The organism is Bradyrhizobium sp. sGM-13 (genome assembly GCF_018398875.1).
Classification (GTDB): Bacteria; Pseudomonadota; Alphaproteobacteria; order Rhizobiales; family Xanthobacteraceae; genus Bradyrhizobium.
This window is the reverse complement of record NZ_JAGWDK010000002.1, coordinates 77,891-92,935: the sequence shown is the minus strand read 5'-3', so window position 1 is coordinate 92,935 and position 15,045 is coordinate 77,891. Positions and strand designations below refer to the sequence as shown.

Below are 15,045 nucleotides of genomic sequence, written 5' to 3'. Positions count from 1 at the left end.
CCGTGAAACCGCTTCAGTTGGTCGGCGGCTGTGATTTTTTCGCAACGCAGCAGCGCCGAAGCCGAGTCAAAACGATCCACTTTCGCCTGCAGCTCGGGCGCTCACAGCAAGAATATTCCCCCCGGTTGCCTCATCTTTTGGCTTGGGCGGCAAAACGCATATCAGCACTTCCGAACGCACGCGCCGTCCGCGCTTTACCAGGTCGGAAAATCCTGTCCAACTGTCGCAAATCGGCTGGATCAAACCGGCCCGTATCGAGGGGAGAAGACCGTCATGAAACTCGGCGCCGCCATCGCAGAAATTATGAAGCGCGAGGGAATCGAAATCCTCTGCGGCTATCCGGTCAATCATCTCATCGAATATGCCGCCAATGCCGATATCCGCCCGGTGATGGTGCGGCAGGAACGCATCGGCGTTCACATGGCGGATGCGATCTCGCGCGTCACCTCGGGCCGTTCGATCGGCGCGTTCTGCATGCAGCACGGGCCCGGCGCCGAGAACGCGATGGGCGGCGTGGCGCAATGCTACGGCGAATCCGTTCCCGTGCTGGTGCTGCCGATGGGCTATGCGCGCAGGCTCGCCAATATCGATCCGAACTTCAATTCCAGCCAGGCGATGAAGGCGTTCTCGAAGTCGTCCGAGCCGATCAACATCGCGGCTGAGGTCTGCAACATCTTCCGGAGAGCGTTCACCAAATTGAAGAACGGCCGCGGAGGACCGGTCATTGTCGAAATCCCGGCCGACATGTGGAACGAGGAAGTGCCGGAGCCTCTCAACTATACGCCGGTGCTGCGCACCCGTTACGGCGCGGATCCCATGCATGTAAAGGAAGCGGCGGCCGTGCTCGTCGCCGCCAAGCGTCCGGTGATCTATGCCGGTCAGGGCGTACATTACGCAAAGGCCTGGCCGCAGCTCAGACGGCTGGCCGAGCGCCTCGCCATTCCCGTCACGACCAGCCTTGGCGGCAAGTCGTCGTTTCCGGAGACGCATCCGCTATCGCTGGGCTCGGGCGGCCTCGCCGTGCCACGCGCGGTGCCGAAATTTTTGGGCGACGCCGACGTGATCTTCGGCATCGGCTGCTCGTTCACCGAGACCTCGTTCGGCATCGCCATGCCGAAGGGCAAGACCATCATTCATTCGACGCTCGATCCCAATCATCTCAACAAGGATGTCGAGGCCAAAATCGGTCTGGTCGGCGATGCCGCCCTCGTCCTCGATGCCTTGCTGGAAGAGATCGGCAAGACCGTCACATCCGATCGGGACGCGACCGCGGTCGCCGCCGAGATCGCCGCCTCTCACAAGGAATGGCTGGCGAAATGGATGCCGAAGCTGACGCATAATGAGGCGCCGTTGAGCCCCTATCGGGTATTGTGGGACCTGCAGCAAACCGTCGACATCAACAACACCATCATCACTCACGACGCCGGCAGCCCGCGCGACCAGCTTTCGCCGTTCTGGAAATCGGTCGAGCCTCTGTCCTATATCGGCTGGGGCAAGACCACGCAGCTCGGCTACGGCCTCGGCCTTGCGATGGGCGCCAAGCTGGCAAAACCCGACAAGCTCTGCATCAACGTCTGGGGCGACGCCGCGATCGGCTTCACCGGCATGGATTTCGAAACCGCGGTGCGCGAACGCATCCCGATCATGTCGATCCTGCTGAACAATTTTTCCATGGCGATCGAATTGAAGGTGATGCCGATCTCGACCGAGAAATACCGCTCCACCGACATTTCCGGCGACTACGCCGCGATGGCGCGCGCGTTCGGCGGCTATGGCGAGCGGGTGACGAAGCCGGAAGACATCATCCCCGCCATCAAGCGCGGTATCCAGAAGACGCAGGAAGGCGTCCCGGTGCTGCTAGAATTCATCACCAGCAAGGAGACCGAGGTGTCGCGGCCGGGGACCTGAGATTCAACGCACAAATCGCGAAAACAACCCCATGCAAAGTAGAAGAGGCCGGAGACGGCCTACTCTGCCATCTCCGCTGGCGTCGACGGACCGGCCAGTGGCCGCTCCTCCATCGTGATGATGCACAACGCGGCGCAGGCCAGGAGCGCGGCGGCGGCTCCGAACACGTAGCGGAACGCGGTGATCATGTCGGACATGGGAATCGCATTCGCCGGTCCCCGGTGTTCGCCGAGTGAGATACCGGCGCCCAGCGCCATCAACAGGATCGCGCTGAAGGCGGCGACCGTGAACGACGACATCAGCGCGCGGAAGAAGTTCATCGCCCCGGTGACGGTGCCGATCTGCGGGCGCGCCACCGCGTTCTGCAGCGAGACCACGCTGACCGGGAATGTCGTGCCGAGCCCAAGCGCAAACAGCGACAGGACGATCAGCAAGCCCCACAGCGGCAGCGTCGTCACGGTCAGCACGACACCGAAGATCGCCGCCGCTGAAGTGCCCACGATGGCCACGCGCTTGTAATGCTTGGCCCGCGCCATGGTCCGTCCGGCGATCGCGGCACCGCAGGTGGAAATCGCGGCGAGCGGAATCAGCGCAAGCCCCGCTTCGCTCGCGGTCAAATGATAGACGACCTCGTAATACAGCGGCAGATGCACGGTCAGCCCGGTGATGGCGCCCAGCGCGCAAGCGCCTGCCACCATGGCGTAGGGCACCACTGTCCCGCCGAGGAGCGGCAGCGGCAGGAACGGCTCTTCGGCATTGCGCGCCTGCCAGACAAAGGCGAGCGCCAGCGCCACCGAGGCGCCGATCATCGCCATGATCGCCGGCGACAGCCAAGCATAACGGTTGCCGCCCCAGGTGAGCACCAGCATGACCACGACGGCAGACGCCATCAGCAGCAGGCCGCCGAGCCAGTCGACCTTGCGGCGGCGGTGGAACACCGGGATCTTGCCCATCTTCGGCAGCAGCAGAAACATCGCGCCGACCGCGAGCGGCACGTTGATCCAGAAGATCATCGACCAGTGCAGATGCTCGGCGAACACGCCGCCGAGCACAGGGCCCATCAACCCAGCCGCCATCCAGACGCCGCTGAAATAGGCCTGATACTTGCCGCGCTCCCGTGGGCTCACAACGTCGGAGATCACGGTCTGCACGACCGGCATGATGCCGCCGCCGCCAAGCCCCTGCAGGCCGCGCGCAACGATCAATACCGGCATGTTGGGCGCCACCGCGCAAAGAATCGAGCCGACCGTGAACAGGGCAAGCGAAACCGTGATCATGACGCGGCGGCCGTAGATGTCGCTCAGCGTGCCGAATACGGGTGCGACCGCGGTCGAGGCCAAGAGATAGGCGGTGATGACCCAGGACAGATTGCTGACGTCGTTGAACTGGCGGCCGATGGTCGGCAGCGCCGTCGCCACGATAGTCTGGTCGAGCGCTGCCAGGAACATCGTCAGCAGCAGGCTCATCAGGATGGTGCGGACCTCGTCCGGGGTCAGCGGCGCGGGCGGCGCAATCGGCGGCGCATCGCTGACCTCAATGACCTCTGTCGTGATGTGCGAGAGCTCGCCGCCGATATCGTCGGGCAATGTCGTCTGGTCGGCAGGTTCATGGCCCTGCCGCTGGTGCTGGTTCATGTCGGACGTAATATTGTTCTGCGCGACCAAAGCCGCCGAGATGGAATCGCCATATAGCCAGCACCTTAGAGGGCAAATTCCTCTCGGGGCAGCGCCTCGCGCGCATGGGTGCATCCCGCGAGAATATCGTCGCGTTTCCGTGATCGATCAGGGCGGGAGATTCAGGCTTTGGGCCGCTTCTTGAGCCGCGCCCGCTTCGGCAACAAGGCCGGCCATTGCACGATGTGGTCCTCGAGCTCTTCGTCGGGGATCTCATCCTCGGTGCCCTGGACCCGCCCGCGCACCGAAACGCCGGCTTCATGCACGGTATTGGGATCGCCCGAGATCAGCGGATGCCACCAATAGAGATCGCGTCCCTCGGCTACCAGCTTGTAGCCGCAGCTCGGCGGTAGCCAGCTCAGGGTGCGGACGTTCTCGGGCGTCAGGCGGACACAATCCGGAACCTTGTCGGAACGGTTCTGGTAATCCTTGCAGGTGCACAGGCCGGAATCGAGGAGCTTGCAGGAAACATGGGTAAAGTAGATTTTCCCGGTATCCTCGTCTTCGAGCTTTTCCAGGCAGCAGCGCGCGCAACCATCGCACAGGCTTTCCCATTCGGCGCTGGACATCTCCTCCAACGTCTTGGTTTTCCAGAAGAAACCCTCCTGGCCGGAAGGCGATTTGCGCGGCGCGGTCATGCAATCAATCGTTTTCTCGGGTCGGGTCGGCTGCGGCCCTTCTAGGAGGTCCGGCAACGGGGGCGCAAGCGGGTCTCACTACGGAGCCAAAAGCCAACGGCAGCGTTAGGCCTGACCGTCAAAATGGTGAGCGAGAGCATTGGTTTATAGCCCCCGCTCGGATAGAACAATGGCGAGTCCCCGAGGCCGTAAAAGCGCCTTGGGTTTGCTGCAACATTCAAGCAAGACGTCTCGACCGGCCCCGCCGGACGCGACCAGAACAGATCAAGGGTCCCGGTGCGCCAGATCGTACCTCCAGAGTTGAAGCAGAAGATCCGGAACTTCCTTCTGGATCTGGATGCGCGTATCGACTCGACGCTGTTCTCGTCGGGCAAGGGCCTGCGCGAGCTGTACGAGCGCTACTCCACCTTCATGGACCGCTTCTATGTCGGCCGCTGGAAGCGCTGGGTGTTCATCGAGCCGTTCTCGGAAGCCGCCACCATCGGCCTTGGTGGCCTGATCGTGATGCTGGCGCTGGCGATCCCTGCGTTTCGCGAAACCGCCGATGACGACTGGCTGAAGAAATCCGATCTCGCGGTGCAGTTCCTCGACCGCTACGGCAACCCGATCGGCAACCGCGGCATCAAACATAACGACTCGATCCCTCTGGAAGATTTTCCGGACAATCTGATCAAGGCGACGCTGGCAACCGAAGACCGCCGCTTCTATGACCATTTCGGCATCGACATCCCCGGTACCGCGCGCGCGCTCGTGACCAACGCGCAGGCCGGCGGCGTGCGCCAGGGCGGTTCTTCGATCACGCAGCAACTGGCGAAGAACCTGTTCCTCAGCAACGAGCGCACCATCGAGCGCAAAGTGAAGGAGGCTTTCCTTGCGATTTGGCTCGAGACGCGGCTGACCAAGAACGAAATCCTGAAGCTATATCTGGACCGCGCCTATATGGGCGGCGGCACGTTCGGCGTCGACGGCGCGGCGCATTTCTACTTCAACAAGTCGGCGCGCGACGTCACTCTGGCGGAATCGGCCATGCTGGCCGGGCTGTTCAAGGCGCCGACCAAATACGCCCCGCACATCAACCTGCCCGCCGCCCGCGCCCGCGCCAACATCGTGCTCGACAACCTCGTCGATGCCGGCTTCATGACCGAAGGCCAGGTGTTCGGCGCCCGGCGCAACCCGGCCTTCGCCGTCGATCGCCGCGACGAGAATTCGCCGAACTACTATCTCGACTACGCCTTTGAGGAAATGCGCAGGCTGGTCGACACCTTCCCGAAATCCTACACCGAGCGCGTCTTCGTGGTCCGTACCGCGATCGACATGACCGTGCAGCGCGCCGCCGAGGAAACGGTCGAGAACCAGCTCCGCCAGTTCGGCCGCGACTACCACGCGACGCAGGCATCCGTCGTAGTTGCCGACCTCGACGGCGGCGTCCGCGCCATGGTGGGCGGACGCGACTATGGCGCGAGCCAATTCAACCGCGCGACCGACGCCTATCGACAGCCGGGCTCATCATTCAAGCCCTATGTCTACGCCACGGCGCTCATGAACGGCTATAAGCCGACCTCGATCGTGGTCGACGGCCCGGTCTGCATCGGAAACTGGTGCCCGCAGAACTATGGCCACAACTATTCCGGCTCGGTGACGCTGACCCAGGCGATCACCCGCTCGATCAACGTCGTGCCGGTGAAGCTGTCGATTGCGCTCGGCGGCAAGGTGGCGAATCCGGCCAAGGCCGGGCGCGCCAAGATTACCGAGGTGGCGCGCCGGTTCGGCCTGACCGCCCCTCTGCCCGATACGCCGTCGATGCCGATCGGCTCCGATGAAGTCACCGTGCTCGAACACGCGGTCGCCTATGCGACCTTCCCGAACAAGGGCAAGGCGGTGAAACCTCACGCCGTGCTGGAAGTGCGTACCGGCGCCGGCGACCTGGTCTGGCGATTCGACCGCGACGGCAAGAAGCCGGTGCAAGCCATTCCCGCCTCCGTGGCTGCCGACATGTCGGAAATGATGAGCCATGTCGTCAGCGAAGGCACCGCCCGCCGCGCCGCGATCGACGGCATCCCGACCGCGGGCAAGACCGGCACCACTAACGCCTACCGCGACGCCTGGTTCGTCGGTTTCACCGGCAACTTCACCTGCGCGGTCTGGTACGGCAACGACGACTACTCGCCCACCAACCGCATGACCGGCGGCTCGCTTCCCGCGCAAACCTGGCACGACATCATGGTCGTCGCACATCAGGGCGTCGAGGTGAAGGAAATCCCAGGCTTCGGCATGGGCACGAAGCAGCCCCAGCCCGCTCAATCCGCCAGCGCAGCGGCCAACGGCGCGGCACGGGCGCCAGAGACCAAGCCGGGGCCGCCGCCCGTATTGACGAAGCGCGGCGCGGATATTCTGGTGCGCGTCGAGAAACTGCTCGACGAGGCCGGGAGGGCCGCGGGCAAGACCTCGTCCAACGACCAGAAGCAGCCCTCCAAACCGATCACGTCAGGCGCGCTGGCGTTTCCAGAGAACTATGTGGCAGCCGCTGGCGAGCGGGCCGCGCCGGCGGAGCGGAAGAATTAAAAGGCATGATCCGGCAGAATCTTAACCGGCGTTCCTCGGAACGGATGCGAAGCATCCGCCTCGACATGTTCGAAACAAGAGCAGCGCTTCAGGTTTCGGATGAAGCCGGTTCAGGCGGAATCTGATGCCGTGAGAGTTCGGAGCACTGGCCTGTGCGGCTGATCTTCATCACCTTGCTGGCATTGGCGCTTGCCACGGCCGTAGGTCTCGGCTCGACCTACCTGACGGCGACGCGCGGCACCGATCTCGGCACGCTCACGATCGGCGCATGGACCGCGCGGCCCAAGGCCGGCAGTTCCGAAATCGATCCCTATTCGCGCGCCTCGATTGCCCGCAGCGGCGAATTGCCTGTTGGCACCGGCGACGGCATCGCCTTCACCGCCACCACCGACGACAAGAATAGGCCGCTCGACGGGCGCTGCGACGTCATTGTCAGCGGGGTGACGCCGGCGGCCCGGTTCTGGACGCTGACGCTGTTTGATCGCAAGGGGCACCTGGTCGCCAATTCGCTGCAACGCTACGGCTTCACCAGCCAGGAAATCGTCCGCGGCTCCGACGGTGGATTCGAGATCCGGGTCGCGGCGCGCTCGCGGGCCGGCAACTGGCTGCCGACCGGCGGCATCGAGCGTTACGCGCTGATGCTGCGGCTTTACGATACGCCGGTCGGCGTTGCGACGCGCACGCAGCGCGACGCGCCGATGCCCGCCATCACCACGGTGAACTGCCCATGATCCGGCTGGCATTCACCATCATCGCAGGCGTGCTGCTGGGCGGCGTGGTGCATCTCGTCAGCGTGCTCGCGCTGCCGCGCATCGCGACGCAAGACGCCTATTCGCGGCTGACGCCGATGACCAAAGAGAACGCCGTCACGGCGCTGCCGCTCGCCGAACCGAACAACGCGCCGATGCCGTTCATGGACCCGGCCTTTGCGGTCGCGATCTGCCGCTATAATCTGTCCGACGGTCCGCTCAAACTGACCGTGCCGGTGAGCCAGGCCTATACGTCGGTTTCATTCTATACCCGCAACGAGGTCGCCTACTACGCCATCAACGACCGCTCCGCCGGCCGCAAGGTGATCGAGCTCGACCTGATGACGGAAGAGCAGCATTCCGAACTGCCGGAAGACGAGGAAGTCACCGCCGCTGACCGGCTGATCATCGACTCTCCCACCACGACCGGCCTGATTGTGCTCAAGGCCTTGGCGCCGGAGCCCGGCCTGATGCCGCAGGCGCAAGCCGCGCTCGCGGCGTCGCGTTGCACCACGGAGATCGAGCCTCCACCGGCGAAGCAACCCGAACCGGCGCCGCCTGCACCGGCCCCTGCGCCGCGGTCCAAACGGTGATCACGGGCCGCTGGTGAGCGACACCTCACGGTGTTGCCCGCAACGACAGCGCTCGTAATCAACGGGATCGTGGCTGTTGAAGATCGTTACGGCATCGCCGTGCTTTGCCTTGAGCGTCCGCAAGCGCTCCTGGTTTTGGACGCGCATGGCGCGATCCATGTCGGCGCGGCGCTGAAACATGCCGAGCACCAGCGGCATTCGCGGCGACGCGTGCATCTGGCCGTGGAAGAAATAGGCATCGCCGGCGTGCAGCAGCCACTTATCCCCGCTCCGCACGGCGATGCCGCAATGACCGAGCGTGTGACCTGGCAGCGGGATCATCAGGATATCGGGTTCGCGGTCGCCGAGCGCGCGCACGCCCTTGAAGCCGAACCAGTCCTCGCCACCCTCCCCGTAGAACGCCCAATCCGGACCGTGCTTCCACTGATCGGTGATGTAGCGGCCCTTCGGCGCGGGCGCCGTCCGCGCCACCGCCATGTCATATTCGCGGCGATGGACGTGCACCTTCGCATTCGGGAAATCCGGAATGCCGCCGGCATGATCGCGGTCGAGATGCGTCAACAGCAGATGCCGCACGTCGTCGCGCGAAAAGCCAAGCGCCTCGATCTGCCGCACGGCTGTCTCGGCCGGATCGAGCCGCGGCATCGTCTGCCGGACCCATTTGGGACCGAGCCGCGGTGGGTTCGCGATGTCGTCCAATCCGATGCCGGTATCGACGAGCGCCAGCCCGTCATGGGTCTCGATCAGCAGGCAATGGCACACCAACCGCGCCCGCTGGAAAATGCTGCCGGTGCCGTTCACCAGACGCCGGCCGATCGGGCACATGGTGCCGGTGTTGAGATGATGGACGCGCATACGGGTGCTCCTCTGCTCGGATCGAGGCGCTTGCTTGCCATCCGATCTATCATAGGTAAATATCGATATCCGATAGTATCAATAGGAACAGCCTATGGATATCCGCGAGCTCCGCTACTTCGCCGCCGTGTTCAAGGAGCGCAACCTGACGGCAGCCGCCAAGCGCTGCTTCATCTCGCAGCCCTCGATCTCGGCAGCCATCACCAATCTGGAAGCCGAGCTCGGCACGGCGCTGTTCATCCGGCACAAGAAGGGCGTGGCGCCGACGGAAGCCGCCGAACAATTCCACGCCGTTGCCCGCCGCATCATCGACGAGGCGGACGCCGCGAAAAACCTGTTCCGAAAACCTGCAACGCGAAACGCGCTGACGCTCGGCCTGATGCGCACGCTCGACCGCCCGCGAACCATTGCGCTATTGAAGCCGCTGACCGGGACTTCCGACATCGCGCTCCGGCTCGTCGGCGTCGATGATGCCGCGGATGCGCGGATCATCTCCAAGAACTTGCTGCGCGCTGATGAGCATTTCGTTCCGCTCTGGGTCGAGCGCTACGTCGCGGCCCTGCCGCCGTCGCATCCGCTGACGCTGAAGGAGCGGCTGCGCACCGCGGACCTCGCCGGCGCCGCCATGGTCGATCGCTGTCATTGCGAGCAGAGCGAATTCTTCGGCCGCGCTGCATCGCCGTCGCGCGTGCCCGCAGCGATTGCCGAATCGGAAGACTGGGCGATGGCGCTGGTTGCCGCCGGTGTCGGGATCGCCATCGTTCCCGAAGGCGTAGCGCGCGCCAACTCCGATGTCGCCGTGCGCGAGATCGACGTCGACGTGAAGCGCGAGGTCGGGCTCGCCTACAGCGCGAAGCTGCCACCGTCAGATGTCTTGCAGAATTTCATCGCGAAACTGCAACGGCAGCGGCCCAAAGCGGGCCGCGCCAAATCGGCGGGCAAGACCGGGCGTTAGGACGTGTACCCATAAAACGAGAGATGGCTGCTTTCGAAGCAAAAGCAGACCATGCGCTGGTCACTTCGGAATTTTGCCTTTTGACCCATCTGCGACATCAGGGTAGCGGCCCAATTCGCGTTTCATGCTATTTGTGGTGAACAATATTTGAAGCAATCTACCGTTTAGCGCCTGTCCCATTGCCACCGCTCGCAAAAGGCACCTTAGGGGGAGTTTACCATGGTTGCACCCAGCAAATTCGCTCACGTTGTGTTTAACACCCACCGCTATGACGAGATGATCGACTGGTACGCAGAGGTATTCGAGGCGCGGGTGCAGCACCGCGATGACCGCTTGGCATTCTTGACCTATGACGACGAGCACCACCGCTTTGCATTCGTCAACCTCGGCCTAGCCAAGGATGCTCCTCGGAAACGTGCCGCAATGGCACCCGGCCTCAATCACCTTGGCTACACTTGGCGGAATCTCGATGAGCTGATCGACACCTATGCCAGGCTTAAGCGCCGGGGCGTCATGCCGACGCGGCCGATCCGGCACGGGCTGACGCTGTCGCTCTACTATCGCGATCCGGATGGCAACGGGTTGGAGTTTCAGATTGACCTGATGGAGGCCCAGGCTGCAAACGAGTTTATGAGCGGGCCCGCCTTCGCCGCCAATCCGATCGGCGAGCCTTTCGACCCGGAAGCTCTGGCGGCGCGGCTTGCGCTGGGCAAGCCGGTCAACGATCTCATCTTCCGCTCGGATCAGGCCGAGAGCAAAAGCGACGCCGGTGTCGGGGCTGAACGTTGAACGATGCAAAATGTCCGCCGTTGTGCTGCGGGAATTTAGTCGTTTCCCGGAAAGAGGACTCTGACGAGCTGGTTCGTCCCGGTCGCGAATGATCTCAACGCAGACATCAGGACCTTGGGGGCAGGCTAATCTTGTCCCGCATCGATGCCTGAGTACGATACGCTCGGTTTGCCTCCAACGGAGAGAACGCAATGCCTACAGGAACAGAGAAAAGGTTCGGTGGCCAGACGCGCAACGGAAGAATGAGAATTGAAGGCGGTTGTCATTGCGGCAGGATCAGCTACGACGCAGAGATAAATCCTGATTACGTTGTCATTTGCCACTGCACTGACTGTCAGACCATTTCCGGCGCTCCCTACCGAGCCAGTGTTCCGGTGAAAACAGAGAACTTCAAGCTTAGCGGGCAACCAAAGACATACGTAAAGACTGCCGCCAGCGGTAACAAGCGCGTGCTGGCGTTCTGTGCCGATTGCGGTTCAGCAATCTACTCGACGTCCTTGGAAAACCGTCTTGTGTTTAATCTGCGCCTCGGAGGAGTGAAGCAACGCGCACAGCTCACTCCAAAATATCAAGGTTGGTGCCGCTCTGCATTGCCTTGGGCCATGGACATCGGCCACATTCCGCAGATTCCAGACCAGACCCCTTAGCGGCTATCGGGTGACTGGATGTCGCCTTCTGGCCCAAATGCGAAGTGCCGATCGCATCGAGCAATCTCTGAGTCTGGAGGCGAAGCCGAAAACATCTGCTCGGACAGAGTATTTCGCACTTTGACCCATTGCGAAATGGGACTGGCGTCGGCCCATGTCGTCTATAGAGAAACCCTTTGGCCCTATCCGACAGCGACGTTCCGTGATTTGATGTAACCGCGAACCTCGCAGCTTCAGTTTTTGCGGAGCCTTCATGTTTCGATTGGTCGCGATTTTCACTCTGTTCTTTGTTCACGCATCCTTCGCCCAAAGTGCCCCGGCATCCATGGATAAGATTGTTGGAACTTGGCATTAGTCGCCGCGTCGGCTTCCACCGGAAGCGTTAGGAACGATGCGCCATATGGCCCAACTCCGTCAGGCTTGATCACTTACACAAGTGACGGCAGGGTGATGGCGATAATTTGCCACAGCGACCGCAAGCCGCTCGCAAGCGGTGATCGGATTTCAGCTTCCGTTGACGAGCGGGCTGAGGCGTTCGCGACCTCGTTCTCTTACGCTGGCCGCTATTCATTGGGCGATGACAAAATCACTCATCGTGTCGAAATTGCTTCCGTCCAAAATTGGGTCAATACCGACTTAGTCCGGCTTGTGCGACTTGAAGGCAACCGACTTACGCTGACAACGCCGCCAATTTCTGTCGCAGGCGAAATCCGAACCACGGAGTTGGTCTGGGAACGAGTAAAGTAGGCCTTCCGGTCATCTCGTCCGTTTCTGGCCAAATCAGACTCGCTGAAGGCCGGCCCAGATGTCCGCTTCTGGGCGGATAGTGTTGCAAAAGTCGAAAGTTGCAGCGGTCCAAATTTTTGGCGAAAACCTGAGGCGCAAAGAGATGATTCGCATAGCCTGAGTCGCGCTACCGAAGTCGCCCATGAATTTGGCGCAAGGCGATGAGGTCCCTCAGATCATTACACGAAGAACGCGCCAGCGGCCCTCAGAATTTTCAACATCTCCTGCAAAACGACTTTTGCAACACAATCGGGCGGAATCGGGACATCGCCAAGTAAATGGCTCCTTTCAGACTTATGAGTAACGCGCTAGTCTAGCCCTTCACTGTCACCGCACGCCCGATCACGGGCTGGGCCGCAACTGGCGGATTGGCGGTTTGCGCGGCGAGCTCGCTGATCAGACGGTCGGCATCGGCGGCGATACCGTCGGGCGCGTGAATCACGAGCCGCTCCAGCGCCCAGCGATACGACGAGATACGCCGCTCCAGGCATTGCTGGACCCATTGCACGATCAGCGTGTTCTCTTCCATGCGTGCGATCGCATCCGCCTGTTCGCGCGGCGACAGTTCCGACACCATCTTCAAGCTGGCGCTGCGCTTGCGGTCGAGCTCGATGACGCGGATGGCGGAGGCAAAGAACGGCTCGAACCTCGTGATGTCGTTGCGAACGTCCTCGATCAACTGCTGGTAACGCGAGGTGTGCGAGCGGTGCGGCTCGTCGATCAGCGCGCGTCCATAGGTGGTGCGATCGAACACCACCTTCTGCCGCCATGGCGAGGGCAGCGGCTGGTAATCACCGAACACGCTCTTCCAGGCCGGCCGCGAATGCGGCGGTTCGATCAGGGGATAGGCAAGATCGCGAAGCTGGCGTTCGTTTTCCGTGAGCTGGAAATGCGAAGGTTTTAGGCCGACGCTGGCCGTGGCCTCGGCCCCTAGCCAGCGGTGCATGTCGTCGTTACGCATATCGGCGCGGGTGCGGCCGAAATCGCCGCCGCTGCAAGCGCCGAGCCCTGCACTTACAACAAGCAGCATGAGAGCCGGGAGTGACCGAAGCCCGGTGGTCCGGATCGGGAGACACTTTTCCGGCATTGCAAACGTCCGTTGTTCAGGGGCGCCGCCGGCGACGGCGACCAGGCGCCGTCCCCTCTTCCGGCCCGCGTCCGTCGTCGGTTCCGCCGGCTTGGCGTTCGATGCGGATAACGGGAAGGATCAGCACGATTCCCAGGCCATCGGGTGGAGCGCCATCCATTGTTGAGCCCGGCCGCCGCGAAGCCGCATCCGCCGGAAATTCAATGATGGTGCCCATATTCCGTTCTCTCTGGTTGCCGCGGTCACGATTTTGACCGGCGACATGCCACTATTCAGAACAGAACGTGGTTAACGGCATCTTAATTTGTGCAGGCGGTACAGTTACGGGTTCCGCGGCTCATGCCACCTGCCGAAAGCTCGCATTTTATCGGATTTCTTCAGGGGCTGTTTTCCTTAACCAACTCTTAAAACGCCCTGCGTAGGCTGACGCGAAGGATTATCGAAGTCGCGTACACCTGACATGACTGCAGCTCCATTGTTTCCGGGATTCGACGGGCTGATGACGCTCTCGCGCCGCGAGGGCGTCGATATCCGCCCGACCTTGCTGCGCGTGCTGACCGACCTTTATGTCCAGACCAGCGCCCATTCGGCCGACGAGGAGCGGCAGTTCGTCGAACTGACGTCCCGCCTGATCGACCAGGTCGACGACGCCACCCGCGCGGCGGTGCGGGCGCGGCTCGCGATCTATCCGGCGACACCGGCCGAGATCATGGACAGGCTCGGCCTGCGCCGTGCGCACCCCGACCAGCCCCTGCCGCTCGCGGCTGCAATCACCGCTCCCCCGACCGACGCGCCGACGGTGAAGGCGCCGACCGAGGCGCAGTTGCGGATGGCGTCCAACCTGGCAATGCGGCCCAACGATGCTGCCGAAATCAGCGACATGTTCTTCGCGGCCGGTCCCAGCGAGCGCGCGCTGATCCTGCACAATCTCGCCGATACGCCGCTGAAGGCCTCGGCGCGAATTCCCGCGGCCCGCGCCGCCCGCGCGCTTCATATCCTGGAAATGGCCGCGTTCGCCGAGGACGCCGAAAACTTCGCGCTCGAACTCGGCGACGCCCTGATCCTGCCATCGCGGATCGCAACGCAGGTTGTCAATGATCCCGGCTGCGAGCCGCTGGCATGCGCAGCGAAGGCGCTCGACATGCCGAGCGCGGTCTTCCAGCGCGTGCTGCTGTTCCTCAATCCGGAATTCGGCTCATCCGTGCACAACGTCTATCGCTTGTCGCGACTCTACGACCGTTTGAGCGAACGATCCGCGCTCGTCATGCTGGCTGCATGGCGCGGCTCGACCATGGCAGTCAGCCGCGCCAAATATCGCGCCGCGCTTTACGACGAAGAACGGCACCGCGCGCGTGCGGCGGGTTCGCAAGCACGTCCCGCGGTGCAGCCTGGAACCGCGCCGGCCACACGCACCGGCACTGACGGCTCGAAGCGCTAGGCGTCCGGCGCTTCTAGGCTTTGGCCAGATCGAGGAAGTGCCGCCCTGCGCGGTCTTCGGTCTCGACGATCCAGGCGTCGGGATCGAAACGGAGTTCCTTGGCGAGACGCTCCTCCACCGATTGCTCGGGCACCGGCTGCGGCGAGGCCGGCGCAAACAGCCGCTCGGCCGGGCGGCTCTCGTCATAGACGGTCTGCGGCGCGGGCGCGTACAGCATGGCGCTGCCGTCGAGCAACGCCACCTTGACGAACACCGCCCCCGCCTCCTCCGCCCCGCGCTTGCGCACGGCGCCAAAAATTCCCTCGGTCTGGCAGCGGCGCAGATAAGCGGCCACCCAGATGCTTGATTTTAATCGCATGGAAACG

General features: G+C 62.8%; 15 protein-coding genes. 9 read left to right on the top strand and 6 right to left on the bottom strand.

The window, feature by feature from the left end; all coding sequences use genetic code 11:
• The first annotated feature begins 273 nt into the window (after positions 1–273).
• Positions 274–1,908: a thiamine pyrophosphate-requiring protein gene (locus KJQ96_RS02890; protein ID WP_213285206.1), complete on the top strand. Its 1,635-nt coding sequence runs from the start codon at positions 274–276 to the stop codon at positions 1,906–1,908.
• A gap of 59 nt (positions 1,909–1,967) precedes the next feature.
• Here KJQ96_RS02890 and KJQ96_RS02885 read toward each other — a convergent pair whose 3' ends face one another.
• Complete coding sequence (locus tag KJQ96_RS02885) at positions 1,968–3,542, bottom strand: MDR family MFS transporter (protein ID WP_213285205.1); 1,575 nt, start codon at positions 3,540–3,542, stop codon at positions 1,968–1,970.
• 161 nt (positions 3,543–3,703) lie between these two features.
• Positions 3,704–4,219 carry a YcgN family cysteine cluster protein gene (locus KJQ96_RS02880; RefSeq protein ID WP_213285204.1) on the bottom strand — a complete coding sequence of 172 codons (516 nt, stop codon included), beginning with the start codon at positions 4,217–4,219 and terminating at the stop codon, positions 3,704–3,706.
• A gap of 276 nt (positions 4,220–4,495) precedes the next feature.
• On the opposite strand from KJQ96_RS02880, the gene KJQ96_RS02875 reads away from it, so the two are divergent.
• From KJQ96_RS02875 to KJQ96_RS02865, 3 genes are all read left to right on the top strand, one after another.
• Positions 4,496–6,781, top strand: a complete 2,286-nt coding sequence (locus KJQ96_RS02875) for a transglycosylase domain-containing protein (RefSeq protein ID WP_213285203.1) — start codon at positions 4,496–4,498, stop codon at positions 6,779–6,781.
• Between the two features lie 152 nt (positions 6,782–6,933).
• On the top strand, positions 6,934–7,512 hold the full coding sequence (locus tag KJQ96_RS02870) for a DUF1214 domain-containing protein (protein ID WP_213285202.1): 579 nt from the start codon (positions 6,934–6,936) through the stop codon (positions 7,510–7,512).
• Complete coding sequence (locus tag KJQ96_RS02865; protein ID WP_213285201.1) at positions 7,509–8,123, top strand: DUF1254 domain-containing protein; 615 nt, start codon at positions 7,509–7,511, stop codon at positions 8,121–8,123. The genes KJQ96_RS02870 and KJQ96_RS02865 overlap by 4 nt, the downstream gene beginning before the upstream one ends.
• Here the strand turns inward: KJQ96_RS02865 and KJQ96_RS02860 are convergent, their stop codons facing one another.
• Positions 8,124–8,978, bottom strand: a complete 855-nt coding sequence (locus KJQ96_RS02860; RefSeq protein WP_213285200.1) for an MBL fold metallo-hydrolase — start codon at positions 8,976–8,978, stop codon at positions 8,124–8,126.
• Positions 8,979–9,072: 94 nt separating this feature from the next.
• On the opposite strand from KJQ96_RS02860, the gene KJQ96_RS02855 reads away from it, so the two are divergent.
• The 4 genes from KJQ96_RS02855 to KJQ96_RS41935 all read left to right on the top strand — a co-directional run bounded on the left by KJQ96_RS02855 (position 9,073) and on the right by KJQ96_RS41935 (position 12,116).
• The gene (locus KJQ96_RS02855; RefSeq protein ID WP_213285199.1) at positions 9,073–9,933 is read left to right on the top strand and encodes a LysR family transcriptional regulator; all 861 of its coding nucleotides are present in this window, start codon (positions 9,073–9,075) and stop codon (positions 9,931–9,933) included.
• Positions 9,934–10,152: 219 nt separating this feature from the next.
• Entirely contained in the window at positions 10,153–10,722 is a 570-nt protein-coding gene (locus KJQ96_RS02850; RefSeq protein ID WP_213285198.1) for a VOC family protein, read from the top strand.
• A 191-nt stretch (positions 10,723–10,913) separates the two neighbouring features.
• Positions 10,914–11,369 (top strand): GFA family protein, encoded by a 456-nt coding sequence (locus tag KJQ96_RS02845; protein ID WP_309142356.1) that lies wholly within the window; start codon positions 10,914–10,916, stop codon positions 11,367–11,369.
• Between the two features lie 345 nt (positions 11,370–11,714).
• The gene (locus tag KJQ96_RS41935; protein WP_213285197.1) at positions 11,715–12,116 is read left to right on the top strand and encodes a lipocalin-like domain-containing protein; all 402 of its coding nucleotides are present in this window, start codon (positions 11,715–11,717) and stop codon (positions 12,114–12,116) included.
• Positions 12,117–12,468: 352 nt separating this feature from the next.
• Here the strand turns inward: KJQ96_RS41935 and KJQ96_RS02835 are convergent, their stop codons facing one another.
• On the bottom strand, positions 12,469–13,242 hold the full coding sequence (locus KJQ96_RS02835) for a hypothetical protein (protein WP_213285196.1): 774 nt from the start codon (positions 13,240–13,242) through the stop codon (positions 12,469–12,471).
• Between the two features lie 16 nt (positions 13,243–13,258).
• Entirely contained in the window at positions 13,259–13,459 is a 201-nt protein-coding gene (locus tag KJQ96_RS40080) for a hypothetical protein (RefSeq protein ID WP_249733679.1), read from the bottom strand.
• A 243-nt stretch (positions 13,460–13,702) separates the two neighbouring features.
• Between KJQ96_RS40080 and KJQ96_RS02830 the strand changes: the two genes are divergently transcribed.
• Entirely contained in the window at positions 13,703–14,680 is a 978-nt protein-coding gene (locus tag KJQ96_RS02830) for a DUF2336 domain-containing protein (protein ID WP_213285195.1), read from the top strand.
• Positions 14,681–14,693: 13 nt separating this feature from the next.
• On the opposite strand, the gene KJQ96_RS02825 is transcribed toward KJQ96_RS02830, so the two are convergent.
• Positions 14,694–15,038 carry a DUF1491 family protein gene (locus KJQ96_RS02825; RefSeq protein ID WP_213285194.1) on the bottom strand — a complete coding sequence of 115 codons (345 nt, stop codon included), beginning with the start codon at positions 15,036–15,038 and terminating at the stop codon, positions 14,694–14,696.
• Positions 15,039–15,045 lie beyond the last annotated feature (7 nt).

Bases quoted from the DNA above. Each gene is read 5' to 3' on its own strand.
- KJQ96_RS02885 (WP_213285205.1), bottom strand. From the start codon at position 3,542: ATGAACCAGCACCAGCGGCAGGGCCATGAACCTGCCGACCAGACGACA.
- KJQ96_RS02830 (WP_213285195.1), top strand. From the start codon at position 13,703: ATGACTGCAGCTCCATTGTTTCCGGGATTCGACGGGCTGATGACGCTC.
- KJQ96_RS02835 (WP_213285196.1), bottom strand. From the start codon at position 13,242: ATGCCGGAAAAGTGTCTCCCGATCCGGACCACCGGGCTTCGGTCACTC.
- KJQ96_RS02825 (WP_213285194.1), bottom strand. From the start codon at position 15,038: ATGCGATTAAAATCAAGCATCTGGGTGGCCGCTTATCTGCGCCGCTGC.
- KJQ96_RS02855 (WP_213285199.1), top strand. From the start codon at position 9,073: ATGGATATCCGCGAGCTCCGCTACTTCGCCGCCGTGTTCAAGGAGCGC.
- KJQ96_RS02860 (WP_213285200.1), bottom strand. From the start codon at position 8,978: ATGCGCGTCCATCATCTCAACACCGGCACCATGTGCCCGATCGGCCGG.
- KJQ96_RS40080 (WP_249733679.1), bottom strand. From the start codon at position 13,459: ATGGGCACCATCATTGAATTTCCGGCGGATGCGGCTTCGCGGCGGCCG.
- KJQ96_RS02890 (WP_213285206.1), top strand. From the start codon at position 274: ATGAAACTCGGCGCCGCCATCGCAGAAATTATGAAGCGCGAGGGAATC.
- KJQ96_RS02880 (WP_213285204.1), bottom strand. From the start codon at position 4,219: ATGACCGCGCCGCGCAAATCGCCTTCCGGCCAGGAGGGTTTCTTCTGG.
- KJQ96_RS02865 (WP_213285201.1), top strand. From the start codon at position 7,509: ATGATCCGGCTGGCATTCACCATCATCGCAGGCGTGCTGCTGGGCGGC.
- KJQ96_RS02850 (WP_213285198.1), top strand. From the start codon at position 10,153: ATGGTTGCACCCAGCAAATTCGCTCACGTTGTGTTTAACACCCACCGC.
- KJQ96_RS02845 (WP_309142356.1), top strand. From the start codon at position 10,914: ATGCCTACAGGAACAGAGAAAAGGTTCGGTGGCCAGACGCGCAACGGA.